Source organism: Paenibacillus sp. FSL R5-0470 (genome assembly GCF_037975205.1).
In the GTDB taxonomy this organism is placed as follows: Bacteria; Bacillota; Bacilli; order Paenibacillales; family Paenibacillaceae; genus Paenibacillus_AQ.
The window spans coordinates 1065202-1082692 of record NZ_CP150238.1; the positions used below are offsets into that span (position 1 = coordinate 1065202).

Annotated in this window: 15 protein-coding genes; 11 read left to right on the forward strand and 4 right to left on the reverse strand. The window is 44.8% G+C overall.

What is annotated here, in order from left to right; translation table 11 throughout:
* Positions 1–291 precede the first annotated feature (291 nt).
* From MKY99_RS04635 to MKY99_RS04655, 5 genes are read left to right on the forward strand one after another with little or no spacing between them, the layout of a single operon-like run.
* A complete protein-coding gene (locus MKY99_RS04635; RefSeq protein ID WP_339268960.1) occupies positions 292–1095 on the forward strand; it encodes a nucleotidyltransferase domain-containing protein in 804 nt (267 codons plus the stop codon).
* A 42-nt stretch (positions 1096–1137) separates the two neighbouring features.
* Positions 1138–2520, forward strand: coding sequence for a 3' terminal RNA ribose 2'-O-methyltransferase Hen1 (locus tag MKY99_RS04640; RefSeq protein WP_339268962.1), 1383 nt, complete (start codon positions 1138–1140; stop codon positions 2518–2520).
* Positions 2520–5141: a polynucleotide kinase-phosphatase gene (locus MKY99_RS04645; protein ID WP_339268964.1), complete on the forward strand. Its 2622-nt coding sequence runs from the start codon at positions 2520–2522 to the stop codon at positions 5139–5141. Before MKY99_RS04640 ends, MKY99_RS04645 begins: the two co-directional genes overlap by 1 nt.
* Before the next feature lie 42 nt (positions 5142–5183).
* Positions 5184–5741 (forward strand): RNA 2'-phosphotransferase, encoded by a 558-nt coding sequence (locus tag MKY99_RS04650; RefSeq protein WP_339268967.1) that lies wholly within the window; start codon positions 5184–5186, stop codon positions 5739–5741.
* Between the two features lie 35 nt (positions 5742–5776).
* The gene (locus MKY99_RS04655) at positions 5777–6298 is read left to right on the forward strand and encodes a mismatch-specific DNA-glycosylase (protein WP_339268969.1); all 522 of its coding nucleotides are present in this window, start codon (positions 5777–5779) and stop codon (positions 6296–6298) included.
* Between the two features lie 157 nt (positions 6299–6455).
* Here MKY99_RS04655 and MKY99_RS04660 read toward each other — a convergent pair whose 3' ends face one another.
* Positions 6456–7391: an MraY family glycosyltransferase gene (locus MKY99_RS04660; RefSeq protein ID WP_234534597.1), complete on the reverse strand. Its 936-nt coding sequence runs from the start codon at positions 7389–7391 to the stop codon at positions 6456–6458.
* Between the two features lie 168 nt (positions 7392–7559).
* Here MKY99_RS04660 and MKY99_RS04665 point away from each other — a divergent pair, with 168 nt between their 5' ends.
* A complete protein-coding gene (locus tag MKY99_RS04665) occupies positions 7560–8261 on the forward strand; it encodes a YjjG family noncanonical pyrimidine nucleotidase (protein WP_339268971.1) in 702 nt (233 codons plus the stop codon).
* Between the two features lie 58 nt (positions 8262–8319).
* Here MKY99_RS04665 and MKY99_RS04670 read toward each other — a convergent pair whose 3' ends face one another.
* On the reverse strand, positions 8320–9297 hold the full coding sequence (locus tag MKY99_RS04670; protein ID WP_339268973.1) for a ring-cleaving dioxygenase: 978 nt from the start codon (positions 9295–9297) through the stop codon (positions 8320–8322).
* A 167-nt stretch (positions 9298–9464) separates the two neighbouring features.
* On the opposite strand from MKY99_RS04670, the gene MKY99_RS04675 reads away from it, so the two are divergent.
* The 3 genes from MKY99_RS04675 to MKY99_RS04685 all read left to right on the forward strand — a co-directional run bounded on the left by MKY99_RS04675 (position 9465) and on the right by MKY99_RS04685 (position 12603).
* Positions 9465–10262 carry an AAC(3) family N-acetyltransferase gene (locus tag MKY99_RS04675; RefSeq protein ID WP_339268975.1) on the forward strand — a complete coding sequence of 266 codons (798 nt, stop codon included), beginning with the start codon at positions 9465–9467 and terminating at the stop codon, positions 10260–10262.
* Positions 10263–10380: 118 nt separating this feature from the next.
* Entirely contained in the window at positions 10381–11313 is a 933-nt protein-coding gene (locus MKY99_RS04680; protein WP_339268977.1) for a manganese-dependent inorganic pyrophosphatase, read from the forward strand.
* Positions 11314–11496: 183 nt separating this feature from the next.
* Positions 11497–12603: a Glu/Leu/Phe/Val dehydrogenase gene (locus MKY99_RS04685; RefSeq protein ID WP_042185141.1), complete on the forward strand. Its 1107-nt coding sequence runs from the start codon at positions 11497–11499 to the stop codon at positions 12601–12603.
* A gap of 82 nt (positions 12604–12685) precedes the next feature.
* Here the strand turns inward: MKY99_RS04685 and MKY99_RS04690 are convergent, their stop codons facing one another.
* Positions 12686–13369 carry a peptidylprolyl isomerase gene (locus MKY99_RS04690; RefSeq protein WP_076299216.1) on the reverse strand — a complete coding sequence of 228 codons (684 nt, stop codon included), beginning with the start codon at positions 13367–13369 and terminating at the stop codon, positions 12686–12688.
* A 204-nt stretch (positions 13370–13573) separates the two neighbouring features.
* On the opposite strand from MKY99_RS04690, the gene MKY99_RS04695 reads away from it, so the two are divergent.
* Positions 13574–14779 (forward strand): MFS transporter, encoded by a 1206-nt coding sequence (locus MKY99_RS04695; protein WP_076283887.1) that lies wholly within the window; start codon positions 13574–13576, stop codon positions 14777–14779.
* 92 nt (positions 14780–14871) lie between these two features.
* Here MKY99_RS04695 and MKY99_RS04700 read toward each other — a convergent pair whose 3' ends face one another.
* On the reverse strand, positions 14872–15270 hold the full coding sequence (locus MKY99_RS04700; RefSeq protein WP_339268980.1) for a hypothetical protein: 399 nt from the start codon (positions 15268–15270) through the stop codon (positions 14872–14874).
* A gap of 223 nt (positions 15271–15493) precedes the next feature.
* Between MKY99_RS04700 and MKY99_RS04705 the strand changes: the two genes are divergently transcribed.
* Entirely contained in the window at positions 15494–17392 is a 1899-nt protein-coding gene (locus MKY99_RS04705) for an ATP-binding protein (protein ID WP_339268982.1), read from the forward strand.
* Positions 17393–17491 lie beyond the last annotated feature (99 nt).

Genomic DNA, 17491 nt, shown 5'->3' on the forward strand with positions numbered 1-17491 from the left:
TGGAGATAGGTTAAGGATGAAATGGTACTGAATAAAATATAATTTGACTTGGGGGTAAGGACAGATGAATAACAATATGAATAATCAGCCATCGTATAATGCTTATCCATATTTGCGTCCATCTGTTACCTTGGCTTACAGGTCAGCCTTAGAATCAGTGTATTCATTTCCGGTGAATCAACAATGCTATATTAACCGGTAAGGAGTTCTGTATTTAGGTGAAGCCCGGCCATGGACGATGGAGTCCATGGTCTTTTTTGCATATTTAGAAGGTTTAAGGGAGGGGTTAATATGTCGGAAATACATCAATCGATCATTCAGCAGCTTCGGACCATTGAATCTGAAGAACAAGTCCGCATTTTGTATGCGTGTGAATCGGGGAGCCGGGCTTGGGGATTTCCATCCAAAGATAGTGATTATGATGTTAGATTCTTATACATACGAAGACCTGAGGCATATTTATCTATTTTTGAGCACAGGGATGTAATAGAACGGCCGATCAGTGACATGCTTGATATTAACGGTTGGGACTTGAAGAAGGGGCTTAATCTATTTCGGAAATCTAATCTGCCTCTACTGGAATGGTTAGAATCACCGATTCGCTATGAAGAAAAATACGCTGTAGCCGAAAGTATCCGTGAACTCTCGCCACAAAGCTTTTCACCAAAATCATGCATTTACCACTATTTGAACATGGCGCGAGGAAATTACCGGGATTATCTGCAAGGCAGTGAGGTTAAAATCAAGAAATATTTTTACGTATTAAGACCACTCTTAGCATGCGCTTGGATTGAAAAATACAACGAAGTGCCTCCGCTCGATTTTAATGTGCTTGTACAGGATTTGATTCCACAAGGTTCAGAATTACAGGAAGCCGTGCAGAACCTGTTATCTCGTAAAATGTCCGGTGATGAACTATATCTGGAGCCGCGCTTGGATGTTATCAATACTTATTTGGAGGAGAGAATTGCTCATTACGAGGCGGTTGCTTCTGCTTTTGAACAGAGTGTTGGTGTTATGGATGAAGCGTTAGATATCTTGTTCCGATCAGCACTGATAGAGGTCTGGGGAGAAACGGGGCAATGGAACTGGTAAGTTCACAATTCAATAATTGTTAATTAAGGAGAGATGAAGCTTATGCATTTGATTATCAAGGCGACGGGGTCAGGAGCAGGGATGTTGTCCCATCTGCTGGCTAAAAACCCGCATAATTTATATGACAGGAGCGATAAAGAAGCTAGAGTGCGTATAGTATTCACTGCAGCTTCCGACGAAGAGACAGCGGCCGTTATCTATGTCACACCAGATCCAATAGCTCTAGTTAAAGGAAATACAGCTCATAATGACATCACACAATATATTAACGATCGGGAGTTTGTTACGAGCAGCCGGTTCTGCTCTTATATCCGTCCAGCGCTAGGTACAGCTCTTAATGGAAAGCCTAAGGAAGTATTTTTGCCTTGGGTAGATCACAAATTTCAATTGGAGCTGTCCTTTGGCCCAGTAGCATCGAACCTGCCTGATCACACGATTGAGGAACTGTTTCATGCACTTGGCTACGAGCTTGAGCTTGAAAGAGGAGATGCAGTGTATTCTTTTGATTTAAAAAGCCGCAGTTCTGCACGATACATTAGGCTGCGGGGAGAACAGACGCTGCAAACGGCCCTTCGTCAACTGTTCATTCTGATTCCGGCATTAGATGATGATAAGCATTATTTTATCAGTGATGATGAGATTGAAAAAATCAGGCGTTATGGCGAAGGCTGGTTGGATAGTCATCCGTTGCGTGCGTTAATTCTCAAGCGGTCACTACGATTTGCTAATCTTATTAAGCAATTTGATGGTGAGAAATCCACCCCTTCTTCTGAAAAGGTGGCTGTTACTCCTGCTGAGGTTTCAGCTGAGCCTAAAATTAGATTAAATGATCTGCGTTATGCGGCGATTGCAGAAACAGTAGAAGGGTTGGCTTTCAAGAGTAGTATTGTTGACTTTGGTTCCGGCGAAGGAAAACTTTCGGCAAGGCTCGGAAGTGTGCCGGGCGTTAAGCAGATCTGGGCGGTTGAGCCTTCCGCAAACGCACAGCTACGCGCAATAGACCGCTTCTCTAAGCTTGAAGACCGAGAAGGAGTTACCGTGCCGACGCCTGTTACAGGTTCTTTGTTCTACTTCGATGAATCGCTGCGGAACAAGGATATTATGATTCTATGTGAGGTTATTGAGCATATCGACGAATATAGGCTGGCTCGAGTGATGGAGACTATTCTGGCGGAATATAGTCCTAAGGTATTGATCCTGACTACACCGAACAAGGAGTATAACGAGGTGTATGAGATGGAATCGGAAGAAATGCGGCATAGTGATCACCGTTTTGAATGGGGACGAGCAGAGTTCTCCGAGTGGTGTATGCGCTGGACGAGCTCCTTTGATTATTCGGTTGATTTTAAAGGAATTGGCGAGGGTTCTGACGCTTTTGGATACCCGACGCAGATGGCGATATTTAGGAAGGAGGGAGCAGTGTAATGACTACAGAAGAGAAAAAAGAAAAGCAACGAACCATTCTTTTTCCGCATGCAGGAATTATTGTATTGGTGGGTCCCTCCAATAGCGGCAAAAGTACTTTACTGCGTAGATTAGTAGATGAAGGCACGTTGTTGCAGACAGAAATCGTCTCATCGGATGATTTCCGTAGCATGCTTGGCGACACTGATTTTATGGATTGGAAGAATCGTCCCCGCGAAGAAGCAGATATTATTTTTAATGATTATCAGCTGCTCTCAAGTTTAGCATTTGAAGCAATGAATTCAGTCATTGCCATGCGCTGCCGACTTGGAAAACTGACGGTGGTGGATGCTACACATCTGCAAGAGGAATACCGTAAGCAATATTTAGATTTAGCAGATAAGTATAATGTTCCATGTCTGGCTTGGGTGCTCGATGTTCCAGAGGAAACGCTGCTGGAGCGGGATGTACAGCGTGAGCATCCACGAGGACGCCAGCGCGTCAAGCAACAATATGGACAGTTCAAGCGTTCGCTATGGAGTGTTAAGGACGAGGGCTTTGCCTCGACTTATTTTTTGAAAAATACGGAGTCAGTACTTTTTGAACGTAAGCAGAACCCGCTTTGGGTTGAAATCGATAAAGGACTTGATTTAATCGGCGACATTCATGGTTGTTATGAAGAGATGATCGAGCTACTCGAAAGATTGGAATATAAGGAAGACGAGCAAGGGTTGTACAGACACCCCGAGGGTAGGCAGTTAATTTCTGTGGGGGATGTGATGAGCCGGGGTCCGGAATCGCTGAAGACGATGAGGTTTTGGAAAAAGCATGTAGATGCTGGAATCGCCCGCATGATCGACAGCAACCATGGCTGGAAAATCGCCCGCTACCTGGATGGCCGCAAAGTTACATTAAGCCACGGAGACGAGAATATCGTCGCCGAGCTGGAGGCATTTGCGCTAGAAGCAGGCGATGAGGAAGCAAAAAGGCTTAGGGATGAGCTTAAACAGTTTCTGTTGTCCGCGCCTAGCCACTTGTTGTTTGGCCGCAATGGCGTGCGGCGGGTCGTAGTTACCCATGCCGGCATTCGCGATGAATTTATCGGCAAGCAGTCCAAACGGATTCAGGACTTCTGCCGATATGGGGACACTGATGGAATGGATGGCAAGGGTGCACCTGTAAGGAAAGAATGGTATGTCGAACACGAATCTGGAGAGATTATCGTCTGGGGGCATGATCCTAGACCTTTTCCAACCGTGGTGAAAAATACAGTGAACATCGACCAAGGCGCTGTATTTGGCGGATCTTTAACTGCGTACCGTTACCCTGAAGGGAAATTCGTTAGTGTTAAAGCAAAACGCGATTATGCAGGTGATCCCGACAGTCCGTTAATTCGTTGGGAGCGGGGAAGATTCTCACCACCTAACCTGCGCAAATTCGTGGAGGGCTACTCAGTCCAGTCTGACCTTTACGGTGAGATAACGGTGCGCGGAGAGTTCGTTAAAGCGGCTATAGACACGGTCTCCCACTTTACGGTTCCACTAGAGGAACTGGTATATATTCCACCGACCATGAGTCCGCCGCCTTCAGTGTCTATAGATGAGAACTATCTGGAGCATCCGCGTGAAGCTTTTGCTTATTTCCGTGCACAAGGTGTGAAGACAATGATCGCGGAGAAAAAACATATGGGCAGCCGGGCCATTCTATTGTTATTCCGGGATGAAGAGGCGGCATTATCGTATGTGGGCAGGCCGTCGTTAGGCACGATTTATACACGTACAGGCCGAGCTTTTTTTGACAGGGATACTGAATCTGAAGTGTTACGTAGGCTGAACGCGGATCTCGTGCAGGCGAATTATTTTGCGAAAAATAACACCGATTTGCTGCTCCTAGATGCGGAGATCGTACCGTGGAACTTGAAAGCGCGTGAGCTGATTTCCTCCCAATATGCACATGTGGCTGAAGCTGCACTGTTAGATCGGGAGCATCTTTTGGAGAAGCTGCGTGAGGCTGAAAGATCAGGGCGAGATGTTACCTCGTGGATACAGGAAATGGAGGAGAAGCTCCAGAATGCTCATCTTTTTAAGGAAGCTTTCCAAAAGTATTGCTGGGACGTTAGTGGATTAGAGGGGATTAAGATTGCTCCCTTCCACACGCTTGCGCATAGCGGACAAACTTTCTTTGAGCACAGCCATCTTTGGCATATGGAGCATAATCGTGAACTAGCGGAGTTGTCACCTTTATTTATGGAGACTGAATACCGCACGGTTTGTAATGAAGCGGACGAGGAACAGATAATCCGTTGGTGGGAAGAGATGACGGAGGATGGGCATGAAGGGATTGTTATCAAACCGGAAACATTTATAACACGTAATGGAGATAAACTGGTTCAGCCTGCACTCAAGGTGAGAGGGCGTAAATATCTGCATATTATCTATGGAATAGATTATTTACAGCCGGACAATCTTGTACGCCTCAAGCAGCGCAAAACAAGCAAAAAAGAGCGAAATGCCTTAATGGAATGTGCGCTTAGCCGGGAATCGGTGGAACGTTTTATTCGTAAAGAGCCGATAGAACGCGTACATGAATGTGTGCTTGCTGCGCTGTCTTTGGAGTCTGATCCTGTAGATCCACGGCTGTAGAGAATAGAATAGAAATGAGTTATGAATTGAGGTGGAAATATAATGTTAAGCAATGCTACAGAAGTGTCGTTAAGCAAATTTATGACTAAATTGCTCCGGCATACTCCAGAGCAGTATGGCCTTATTTTGGATCCTGAGGATGGTTCCTGTACGTTGGACGATTTGTTGTCCGTGCTTGTGAAAGCTCCTAGATGGTCTGAGGTGACTGTGGGAGATATTCAGCAAGTGGTTGCCAGCTGCGAGAAGCAACGATTTGAAATCAATGGAGATCGAATCAAAGCTCGGTACGGGCATAGTCATACCAAAATTTCCTATGATCCGGGAACTCCGCCATCTACGCTTTATCACGGAACTCATACTGGCGTTCTCTCAGTTATTTTAGAAGAGGGACTCCAATCAATGGGACGCCAATATGTTCATTTATCCGAAGGGACACATTTTGCCAGTCTGGCCGGAAGCCGCAGAGGGAAATTGATTCTACTGACTGTTGATACGATTAGCGCTGGTCAAATGGGTGTAACTTTTTATTGTGCGGGTAATGAGGTATGGCTGGCGGACCCAATTCCGGCTTCCTGTCTTAATGTGTATACCCCATTGTAGAATTAGAACAACGTTTGGTTAGGAGGCATACTCACATGGATGGAATTTCAGATCACCTAGATCACGGATTACAGATTGTATTTATTGGCTTTAACCCGAGTATTCGTTCAGGTGAAGTGGGGCACCATTACGCGAATCCGCGAAATAATTTCTGGAGAATCTTACATCAGTCAGGACTTACTCCTCGGTTATACGACGCGTCTGAGGACGGGGAACTACTTAAGCTGGGTTATGGTTTTACGAATATTGTTTCCAGGCCTACACGGGGAATCGACGATATTACCCGTGAGGAATATAATGAGGGCCGAGAATTGCTTCGCTCCAAGCTGGAATTGTATCGCCCGCAGGTCGCCTGTTTTGTAGGAAAAGGTGTATATACAGAGTTTAGCCGTAGGACTAAAGCAAACTGGGGATTTCAAGGGGATGTACCTCCGAAGGTAGACGGTGTACGTGAATTTGTAGCTCCCTCTTCCAGTGGATTAGTGAGGATGCCTATGGAGGAGATCGTAGGGATTTACCGTAGGTTAGCCGAGTTTACGCAAAAAAGCGACAGATGAGATGATGTGTTTGGATGCAGAGTTATGGGCTTGAAGAAGTATGAACTTCAAACAAGAAACGAGCAAGTTTCCACATTGGAAACTTGCTCGTTTTTATTACTTCAATGGACTAGTCGATAGGGTTGCTCTTGTACGATACTAATCCGCAAATAATACATCAAGTCTCGATCAACAACAGGATGATAGAGGATAACGATAGACAAACGCTGATCAAGCATAACACGGCAACGACTTGCTTCTGGCTCAGACCTGCACGAAGCAGGCGGTAATGAGCCTGGGTAGCGTCGGCCTGATAAATGGACTTGCCTTGGATAAAGCGTTTGACGACGACAAAAATATTGTCGAAGATCGGAACGCCCAGCGCCAGAATCGGGATGAACAGCGACAGGGCCGTAGCTTGCTTAAACGCACCGTCGAGTGCGATTACTGCAAGGATGAAACCGAGAAAGGTAGCCCCGGCGTCGCCCATAAAGATTTTGGCAGGCGGTTTATTATAGCGTAGATAAGCAATCGTAACGCCGACTAGTGAAATTGCCATAATCGCAGAAGCGGATTGCCCTTTAGTTAACGCGACAATAAATAGTGTTATGGCCGAAATCGCAGTTAAGGCGCCAGCCAAACCATCCATACCATCCGAGAAATTAATGACAGTGGTCACGCCGAAGATCCAGATAATCGTCAATAGAAACTGTAATACAACGGGGAGAACGATATAATCCCCTGAGAAGGGGTTGTAGAAGCCTGTAAATGCGTTGCCCGAAAGATAAACAAGAACAGCCGCACTAACCTGCACAATCATTTTGGGCAGTGCCGGGAAATCCTTACCTTTTGTTTTGTACCAATCATCTATGGTGCCTATGGTCAGCAGCAGTACGCCCCCTGCAAACAGCGCGACGGTTTCCATGGAGAATTCACGGGCAAATACCAGATAGGTAATGAAGAATCCAATGAATATGGCGTAACTGGCCGTAAGCGGTATAGGCTCTCTATGAATTTTACGCTCAACGTCCTGACGAGGCTTGTCCACAAAATCGAGTCGGAAAGCTAGTCTGCCGAGCGGCGGAATTAGAAAGTAGACGATAGAAAAAGACATTAGAAACGATAAAACGTATAATATGACGCTCACCACCGTTTTCTTTTTAAAATAACACAATTCGCTTAAAACTACCTTAAAAAAGTAAATTTTTGTCGTCTGACTGATAAGTTGACTTGATTGTATCACTGTAGTACCTTTTTGAGAAAAGAGTTTTGGGGGATATTTATGAAATACGACGTTATTTTATTCGATGCTGACGATACACTGTTTGATTACGGAATGGCAGAAAGTCACGCGTTATCTAACGCATTTCTACATGTTGGGATGCCCACAGGTGCTGAGGATTATGCTGCCAGTTATCAGGAGATTAATCATGCGCTGTGGCGTGATTTAGAGCAGGGGAAGATTAGTTCTGCGGCATTACGCGTGGAACGGTTTAATCGGTTATTCGCTGCGAATGCGCTGGAGCTAGATCCTGAGGCGTTTAGTGAAGCGTATCTACGTTTCTTAGGCGAGGGAACCTTTCTGATCCAGGGAGCGATCGAGCTGTGCGAGGAGCTTGCCGGCTGTCGATTAGCAATCATTACGAACGGAATTAAAGAAGTGCAAACTTCCAGAATCCAAGGATCACCGCTTAGTGGAACATTTGAGCAGATCATTATTTCAGAGGAGGCTGGTTGTCAGAAGCCGGAGACAGGGATTTTTGATTATGCTTTTGCCAAATTGGGGATTTCGGATAAGGAAAAAGTACTGATTGTAGGGGACTCCTTAACGTCTGATATTCAAGGCGGAATCAATTATGGGATCGATACTTGCTGGTTTAACCCGCTCGGTAAAGAGAATACGTCGGGTGTTCAACCGAAATACGAAATTCGAGTTCTGTCGGAGCTCTTAGACATTGTAGGCAAGACAACGGATCTTCAATAAAAAATAAGGTGTGAGCGCATCAGCGACTCACACCTTTTATTAAGTGAGCTGAAGAATCTTATTGCCGAGTATCCAGTGGCTTCAGATAAGCTTCGATTTGCTGGCGTTTCGATTCCAGAAATGGTGGCAGTGCAAGAGATTCGCCCAAACTTTCCATTGGCTCATCTGTTGCAAAGCCTGGCCCGTCTGTAGCTAGCTCAAAAAGAATGCCGTTAGGCTCACGGAAGTAAAGGGAGCGGAAGTAGAAACGATCCACGAATCCGGAGTTAGGAAGCTGAGCTGTGCGTATATGCTCGACCCATTGCTTCAATTCCTCCTCGTTATCCACGCGGAATGCGACATGGTGCACACCACCTCGTCCCAAATGTTCCTGCTCTAGATCATTGCGTTCCTCTAGGTGAACCTCTGCACCTGATCCGCCTTCTCCAGTCTCAAATACAATCACATCTGGCTGGCCCGCAATGGTTGAAGGATAAGTGCTTTTGCGGCGGAAGCCAAGCAATTGCTCCAGTACAACCGCCGTATGCTCTGCACTTTCTACTGTAAGATGTGCAGGACCTAGGCCAACAATCCCATATTCAGCAGGTACCGGGCTTTTAGCCCAAGGGATGCCGCCGGCAACACCATTATCATTTTCGTCGGATACTAGAATGAAACGTTGCCCTTCGTGATCACGGAAGGCTAAAGCCTGGCGGCCACCGATGGTTTGAATCATTTCATGCTCTACGTTAAGCTCGGTGAAACGCTGCTCCCAATAGGTAAGTGCAGCATCATTTGGCACTCGAAGGGAGAGCGCGGAGATGCTGTTATTGCCTGCACGGTTGCGTCCCGTCATCGGGAGTTCGAAGAAAGTTAATTCGGTTCCGGGATTACCCTTCTCATCACCATAGAATAAATGATACACTGAAATATCATCCTGGTTTACTGTCTTTTTAATGAGACGCAGTCCAAGTACTTCGGTATAGAACCTAAAGTTTTCTTGCGCTTTACCTGTAATTGCGGATACGTGGTGTAGTCCTTTTAATGTTAATGTCATGTGTAATTACCTCCGTGTAAATGCTAAATGTGAGTAAGTTATATTTTGATCTTTAAAATATTTAGTGAGTATTATTAAGTTACTATAATTTTAATAGTAAAATGCGATTTTTGCAAGTAGATGTTTATGCATCATAAAATCCAGTTCATACATAAGGAGAGTGTACAATGCACACAACAACTAGTTTGATGAAACAATTGCAGGAGCTAAAGCTTGATCCACAAGGGACTATTCTGGTCCATTCGTCATTAAAAAGCATTGGGGAAGTAGATGGAGGCGCGAACACAGTACTGGATGTACTCAGTGAATATATGAAGGATGGACTGCTCGTATTGCCAACTCATACATGGGCTTATATTAATGCAGACAATCCAAGGTTCTCTGTTCAAGATTCCCCATCTTGTGTAGGGATATTACCGGAGTTATTCCGTAAACGTCCAGGTGTTATTCGCTCTTGGCATCCGACACATTCTGTAGCGGCTTTAGGTGCAGATGCTGAGGAGTTCACTACGGGGGATGAACGCTGGGATACGCCGTGCGCCCGTGGTTCAGCATGGGGCAAGCTACTTGATCGAAAGGCGGAAATTTTACTGCTGGGAGTCGATCTTCGGCGGAATACGTTCATCCATGGCATTGAAGAGTGGGTCGATATTCCAGGCAGAATGACGGATACCCATGAGGAGCTATATACGGTGACGCCGGGTGGAGATGAAATCATGGTGCCTTCTCGCAGACATTGTGGCCTCTCTTGGTCGGAGCATTTTTGGAAGGTGGAGCGTGAGCTTGAAGAGGGCGGTGCCATGCGCAAGGGTAATTTTGGAGACGCGTTAGTCAGGGTATGTGGGACGGTAGAAACGACGGATATCCTAAGCCAGATGCTGACAGAGAATCCGGACCTTTTCTCGGATAATGAGCCACTGCATGGGGAGGACAAGCCGGTACCACTTCCAAAGACTAGGGCGTGAGCAACCTTAGAAGAGGCTAATTGAATGCCGATAAAGCATTTTTCAAACCACACAATCTGGAAGCCGCTATCAATGTATGGTATATTAATCTCACTAAAACATAGTAAGGAGATTGGAAATGGAAAAAACTTTGGTTTTTGGACACAAAAATCCGGATACGGATACCATTTGTTCTGCAATTGCTTATGCTGCACTCAAAAAGGAATTGGGCTGGGATGCTGAGGCCGTTCGTCTGGGCGAGGTTAGTGGTGAAACGCAATTTGCGCTTGATCATTTCGGAGTCGCTGCTCCTCGTCTGGTAGAGAACGTAGCTGGTGAAGCAAATCAGGTTATTCTTGTTGACCATAACGAACGCCAACAAAGTGCGAATGACATTGATCAAGTGCGCGTGGTTGAAGTTATCGACCATCACCGGATCGCAAACTTTGAGACTGCACATCCGTTATACTATCGTGCTGAGCCAGTAGGCTGTACAGCTACTATTCTTAACAAGTTGTATAAAGAAAACGGAGTTGCTATTCCTAAAGAAATCGCCGGATTGATGCTGTCTGCGATCATTTCTGATTCCTTGCTGTTTAAATCACCAACTTGCACTGCGGAAGATGTAGCTGCAGCACGTGAGCTTGCTGAAATCGCTGGTGTAGATGCTGAAAGCTACGGTCTCGACATGCTGAAAGCTGGAGCTGATCTTAGCGACAAGAGTATCGCTCAACTGATTTCCTTGGATGCAAAGGAATTCAAAATGGGTGAATACAAAGTTGAAATCGCTCAAGTGAACGCGGTGGATGTTAATGATGTTCTCTCCAAACAAGCTGAACTGGAAACTGCACTTACTACCATTATTGCTGAAAAAGAATTGGATCTATTTTTGTTTGTAGTTACAGATATCCTCAATAACGATTCTGTGGGTCTGGCTCTGGGTCGTGTTGCAGGTGCAGTAGAAACGGCGTACAATGTTAAGCTTGATGACAATAAAGCACTTCTCAGAGGTGTAGTATCCCGTAAATCGCAAATCGTTCCTGTTCTTACAGAAACAATTGCTAAGCTGTAACACATTTTGACAATTGCACTCTATTCGGTGCAGTAGCATTCATATAAGAGCCACGTCATCCATTGAAAGTTATAAGGGTGACGTGGTTCTTTTTGTTTTACGACACATTCTGCTACAATACTTTGAGAGGTAAGAGTAACAACCAACATCTGGAATATAACAAAGAGATAGGGGATATTAAGAATGGAATTGTTTGCAACACTCGAGCAGGACGATTACGAGGAACTGTTATTTTGTCAGGATAAAGCATCAGGATTAAAGGCAATCATCGCCATTCATGACACGACATTAGGGCCCGCACTGGGTGGAACACGGATGTGGACCTATGCTACAGAAGAGGAAGCGATTGTTGACGCGCTTCGATTAGCGAAAGGGATGACGTACAAAAATGCAGTATCCGGCCTAAATTTAGGCGGTGGGAAAACAGTAATTATAGGGGATCCCAAGAAGGATAAGAATGAAGCGATGTTCCGTGCTTTTGGAAGATACATACAGGGCTTGAATGGACGTTACATAACAGCCGAGGATGTTGGCACTACAGAAGAAGATATGAACATTATTTATCAGGAGACAGATTATGTTACAGGTACATCTCCTACTTATGGTTCATCGGGCAATCCGTCACCAGCGACGGCTTACGGCGTATACCAAGGGATGAAGGCAGCGGCCAAAGCAGCGTTTGGCAGTGATTCGCTCGAAGGAAAGACTGTAGCCGTTCAAGGCGTTGGGAATGTGGCTTTTTCGCTGTGTAAGCATCTTCATGAAGAGGGCGCTCAGCTTATCGTAACCGATATTCATAAAGAAGCTGTGGGGCGTGCAGTAGAGGCTTACGGCGCCAAAGCAGTCGATCCCGCAGATATTATCAGTACAGACTGTGATATCTATGCTCCATGCGCACTCGGAGCAACGATCAATGATGAGTCCCTCCGGGTAATTAAGGCGAAGGTGATCGCAGGCGCAGCCAACAATCAGTTAAAAGAGGCCTATCATGGCGATACTCTGCACGAAATGGGCATTGTGTATGCTCCTGATTATGTGATTAATGCTGGTGGCGTTATTAATATTGCGGATGAACTGAATGGTTATAATAAGGAACGTGCATTTAAGCAGGTTTCAAAAATTTACGATAACATCACCCGCGTGCTGGAAATCTCACGTCTAAATGGAATTCCTACTTCTGTTGCGGCAAATCAGCTTGCAGAGGAGCGGATTTCCTTATTAAGAAATACTCGTAGTACTTTCTTGCGTAACGGTCAACATGCTCTTAGCAGAAGATCACTACGGGGATAAGTTGCATAGGTACTTAAATTAGTCTTTCACAAGCAAAAACGCCGTTGGCGTCCTTTAAGGACGCCAACGGCGTTTTTGCTTGTTATTGTACCTTTTGTGGTTCTGGGTAAGTGACGCCCAGGGTGTCGACGGTTACTTTCTTCATCACTGGTGGCTCTTCTGGACGATCTGAACTGTCTGTTTTCAAGCCAACAATGGATTTAACCACGTCCATGCCTTCGGTAACTTTACCAAAAGCGGCATAGCTTCCATCTAGACTAGGATAAGCTGCATCCATAATAAAGAACTGGGAACCGGCAGAATCTGGAGCCTGCGATCTTGCCATGGACAGAACACCTTCCGTATGCAACAGGTTATTAGTAAACCCGTTTCCAGAGAATTCTCCAGCGATGCTATATCCTGGGCCACCCATACCGGTGCCATCAGGGTCACCGCCCTGAATCATGAAGTCAGGGATCACTCTATGGAATATGGTGCCGTCATAAAATCCTTTTTGAATCAGTGAGATGAAGTTGTTAACAGTGTTAGGGGCAACTTCAGGATAAAGCTCGGCTTTGATGATGCCTCCGTTATCCATCTCAATAGTCACAATGGGGTGGCTTGCTGTAGCTGAAGGGAGTCCTTCGTTAGCGCCAGCATTTGTCTCGCTGCTTGCGTTATTTCCTGCTGCTCCACTGCTGCTTCCATTATTACTGCTGGCATTGTTATTGGTAGGCTTATTACCGCAACCTGCTGCAATAACCATCACCAGGCATAACATGACCATTAGGATAGCAGATCTTGCTCGTGTAGACTTCACTAATCAATCTCTCCTTTTTCTTGAATAATCTCGTAGGTACTTCTCATAATAACCTCTTTGTCCCTTTACATGCAAAGGTCAGTTATGACATGTGGGATTGGCACATTCTCAAAAGAGGTTTACAATAATAGGAATGTTTCCGCGAGAACATCAAGAAAGGATGTGTAGATCATGCGCTTTTCATGGAAACGGAACTTGATCGTGCTTTGGGTGGGTGTCTTTTTTTGTAGTACGGCGTATTCGATCTCTATTCCGTTCCTCTCTATTTTTTTGAGTGATGAGCTTGGGGTTACGAATCATTTGGAAATTTGGTCTGGGGTTAGCTTTGGCATAACCTTTCTAGCCAGCGCTTTAATTTCTCCCTACTGGGGTTCCCTCGCCGACAAATATGGTCGGAAGCCGATGCTTATTCGCTCGGGCTTCAGTTTGGCAGCCTTATATCTGATTAATTACTTCGTGCATGATCCTTACGTCTTTCTGATCGTGCGCGTACTACAAGGATTGCTTGCTGGATTTGTTCCGGCTGCGATAGCCATGGTGGCTACGAACACACCTGAGGATAAGACCGGTTATGCGCTGAGTATTATGTCTACAGCCGGAGCAACGGGTAGTATCATTGGTCCATTGATCGGCGGTGTAGTGAGCTTTTACACAAGCAATCGGGTTGCTTTTTTATTCTCAGCAGGTATTGTACTCGTTTCGGCACTTATCGCTACTTTTTTTGCTAAAGAAGAGAATTTTGACCGATCTGCTCCGAGGTCTCATGTAAGTGATGATATCAAGGAAGCGCGAAGCAATCGCGCATTTATGACTTTGCTATCGCTGGCGGGGATAAGCACCTTTTCTGTTATGATTCTGGAGCCGCTTATTCCGATACATCTGCTAGACATGGGAATCGCCAAAAGCAGCGCCTCGCTAAGCTCAGGAATTGTATTCTCCGCTGTGGGTATTGCTACTGTGCTAATGGCTCCTCAGTGGGGGAGAATCGGAAGCCGGAAGGGCTTCGGGATGATCTTGTTCATTGGATTAATCGGTGGAGGTATCGGTAATATTCTGCAATTCTTTGTTACAGGGTATGTAGAATTCGCCGTTCTTCGTTTTGCTTATGGCTTGTTCTATGCAGGTGTGCTTCCATCTGTAAATGCAATGATTGTACAAGTGATTGAGCCCGGGTTTCGCGGACGTGCTTTTGGTCTCAACCAAGCGGCATCTCAACTCGCGACAATGGCCGGGCCTATTATAGGCGGATTACTTGGGGCTTTTATCCAGATCCGCTGGGTGTTTGTGATCAATGGGGTGATGCTGCTTGTAGCAGCGGTATTGGTTAAGACCCGTAAGCTGGATTCCCAAATTGCAGCAGCGCGTTCAGCAGAATAACCGGCTGCTCAAGAGTAACCATTAATGAAGAAAGTGCTCATATTGAAAAACAAATAAAGCCGCCGGATCTTAGCCCGGCGGCTTTATATAGTCTAATCTCCCTGTGATCCGTTTAAGACGTCCGTTCCAGGCATGCCATCTACTGGTGGTGAAGCAGGGTCGATGATGGATCCAGGATACACCTCATCTGCATCAGGAATATCTTCCAATGGCGGATCGTCCTCTTCCATTTCTAGCAGCTCCTCGTCCTCAGCATTATCGCTACTTGTTAGTCCTGCCGTTTCAGCGGCGAGGAATGCATCGGATTCCAGCAAGTCATTTCTTTCGAGTGTTTCCTCAGGTTGGTTTAAACCAATATCAGCCGCTAAATATTTATCGCCAACCAACACGGGGTCGGCATCTTCATTGACAACATCCTCTACATCAATATCAGCTTGAATATAACGCTCATATGCAAAATCGGCTTCAGTTTTATTAGGTGTATCTTCCATAGCCGTTCACTCCCTTGGTAGGTTAAGATTTGGACTTCTCATATGTATCTTTACCCGATTGCCTATGATCGAATCGTTTTATAAATAATCAGGGAATAACGCCGATAAATAACGTCTTTTTTCGAGAAAATTTACAAGAATAGGCAGGAATAGTGCGAAGGTTGTCGAAATTAAGAATCATATATGATCATTTAAACAACTAATGAATTACTGAGGTGCTACGATGAAGTTGCCAAAACCAAAGATAGCGGCTACTTTGCTATTATTTCTATTGCTAACAGCAATAGTGCCTTACGGTTCGGCGATAGTGAGTGCTGGATCATCAGACTCTGCGCTGTCAAGTTGGGAGATTAGATTTGGAAATACAGAAGCAGAGAATGTCGAAGAAGCTGTAGCAGCTTCAGATGATGAATGGATTCGCGTAACGCCTCATAATCACAAACCAGAGACGCCAAAAGGTACATCCTCAGCGTGGCTCCGGTTTTCTTTGCCGCAAATGAGCGAGAAATCCGCGTTATTCATTAATAAGGTATATGGAAATAGCGTCAAAGCTTATGTGAATAACGCGTTAGTATATGATTCTGAGAATAAATACAATTTCAACGGCAGCAAAATTCTAATTCCTTTATCCACAGAAGATGGAGGGAAGGAACTATACATATGGACACACGGAGGAAGCAAAGATTTAGGAATAGAAGGCGAAATAAGAGTAGATCGCTACAGTGAGCTGTTGTCCATTTATGTGAAGCAGGGCTTAATGGATATCATCATTGGGATGACGTTTATCTTTATAGCTATTGTCCTGTTTATTTGTTCATTATTCTTGAGAAAAGGATTTTTTACGGCCGGATTTTTGTTGGTGTTAATTCTCTTATCCATTGGAGTCATAGTGGTTACGTATTCTTCGTTTTTGCCGATCATCCTCGGAGATTATGGGAAAATCGTGCTTGTATTCTTTGATTTAGCATTGTACACCTTGTTGCCATCCGTAACCTTTTATTTTGAGAAAATATTCGGTTCAGGGAAAAAACAAATCGTCACCCGATTCCGTAAGTTTCAATTGGTTTATTCTATATTCTGTCTTTCACTAATGGTTATTAATATCCTTCTGTCGTATCAGCTGGAAGACTTTTATAGATTCATGACTGCTGATATTCTAGGCATCATTATGATTGTGCAATTTATATTATTGGTAAGCTTAGCGTTTATTCATACTTATCGCGGCAATGGGGATGCTATTGTTTTTACTACAGGATTTACAATCTTTGCATTTATATCTCTTGTCGAATTGATCGTATACTACATATCCAGAGAATCCTATCAATTATATTGGTGGAAGTGGGGGATGATGGTTTTCGTATTATCCTTAATCGTCATTCTGGGGAGAAGGTTTACGAGAAACCATGAACAACTCGTTGAATATTCTCGTAAGCTTGAGACGTTTAATAATGATTTACAGCGTTCCGAGAAAATGGAGATTATAAGTGAATTGGCAGCTTCTGTAGCGCATGAGGTACGGAATCCTTTACAGGTAACCCGTGGTTTCCTTCAGATCCTAGGAGAACGCTCAGATTATAAGGAGAGGGAATATATGCAGATGGCTATCGCAGAACTGGATAGAGCTACGGTTATTATCTCAGACTTCCTTACCTTTGCTAAGCCAGGGCTAGAGACCATTGAGAGGCTTAATGTATCCGAGGAGTTACGGCATGTGTCGGGTATTCTCGCTCCGCTTGCGAATTTGCAAGGGGGAGTCATTGAACTCAACCTGCAGTCGGAACTCTGCGTAATTGGATCATCTGCCAAATTTAAACAAGCGTTTATTAATATTATAAAAAATAGCATCGAAGCTTTGCAGGATAATGGACTTATTAGAGTTACGGCCTGGAAATCCGAAGCCCATGTAATGATTAGTGTACGTGATAATGGAGAAGGGATGAATGGTAGTGAACTGGCCCGATTGGGTGAGCCCTATTACTCTAATAAAACAAAAGGAACAGGACTTGGACTTATGGTAACCATCCGAATAATTGAGGCGATGGAAGGGACAACGGAGTTTCATAGTGAGAAGGGGGAAGGAACGGAGATTATCATTAAATTGCCAACGGCTAGAAAAAACTAGGAGAATTTAATGATTATTCCGTTTTTTAGAAGGAAAGGGTAGCATAGTGAGCGAAGTAGTAACACACAGAATATTGTTTCTGAAACTTCCTTCTGAGGT

Coding starts and splice junctions, on each gene's coding strand:
- MKY99_RS04675 (WP_339268975.1), top strand. CDS start 9,465: ATGCACACAACAACTAGTTTGATGAAACAATTGCAGGAGCTAAAGCTT.
- MKY99_RS04695 (WP_076283887.1), top strand. CDS start 13,574: ATGCGCTTTTCATGGAAACGGAACTTGATCGTGCTTTGGGTGGGTGTC.
- MKY99_RS04670 (WP_339268973.1), bottom strand. CDS start 9,297: ATGACATTAACATTAAAAGGACTACACCACGTATCCGCAATTACAGGT.
- MKY99_RS04660 (WP_234534597.1), bottom strand. CDS start 7,391: ATGTCTTTTTCTATCGTCTACTTTCTAATTCCGCCGCTCGGCAGACTA.
- MKY99_RS04705 (WP_339268982.1), top strand. CDS start 15,494: ATGAAGTTGCCAAAACCAAAGATAGCGGCTACTTTGCTATTATTTCTA.
- MKY99_RS04700 (WP_339268980.1), bottom strand. CDS start 15,270: ATGGAAGATACACCTAATAAAACTGAAGCCGATTTTGCATATGAGCGT.
- MKY99_RS04645 (WP_339268964.1), top strand. CDS start 2,520: ATGACTACAGAAGAGAAAAAAGAAAAGCAACGAACCATTCTTTTTCCG.
- MKY99_RS04680 (WP_339268977.1), top strand. CDS start 10,381: ATGGAAAAAACTTTGGTTTTTGGACACAAAAATCCGGATACGGATACC.
- MKY99_RS04685 (WP_042185141.1), top strand. CDS start 11,497: ATGGAATTGTTTGCAACACTCGAGCAGGACGATTACGAGGAACTGTTA.
- MKY99_RS04635 (WP_339268960.1), top strand. CDS start 292: ATGTCGGAAATACATCAATCGATCATTCAGCAGCTTCGGACCATTGAA.
- MKY99_RS04665 (WP_339268971.1), top strand. CDS start 7,560: ATGAAATACGACGTTATTTTATTCGATGCTGACGATACACTGTTTGAT.
- MKY99_RS04690 (WP_076299216.1), bottom strand. CDS start 13,369: ATGGTCATGTTATGCCTGGTGATGGTTATTGCAGCAGGTTGCGGTAAT.
- MKY99_RS04640 (WP_339268962.1), top strand. CDS start 1,138: ATGCATTTGATTATCAAGGCGACGGGGTCAGGAGCAGGGATGTTGTCC.
- MKY99_RS04650 (WP_339268967.1), top strand. CDS start 5,184: ATGTTAAGCAATGCTACAGAAGTGTCGTTAAGCAAATTTATGACTAAA.
- MKY99_RS04655 (WP_339268969.1), top strand. CDS start 5,777: ATGGATGGAATTTCAGATCACCTAGATCACGGATTACAGATTGTATTT.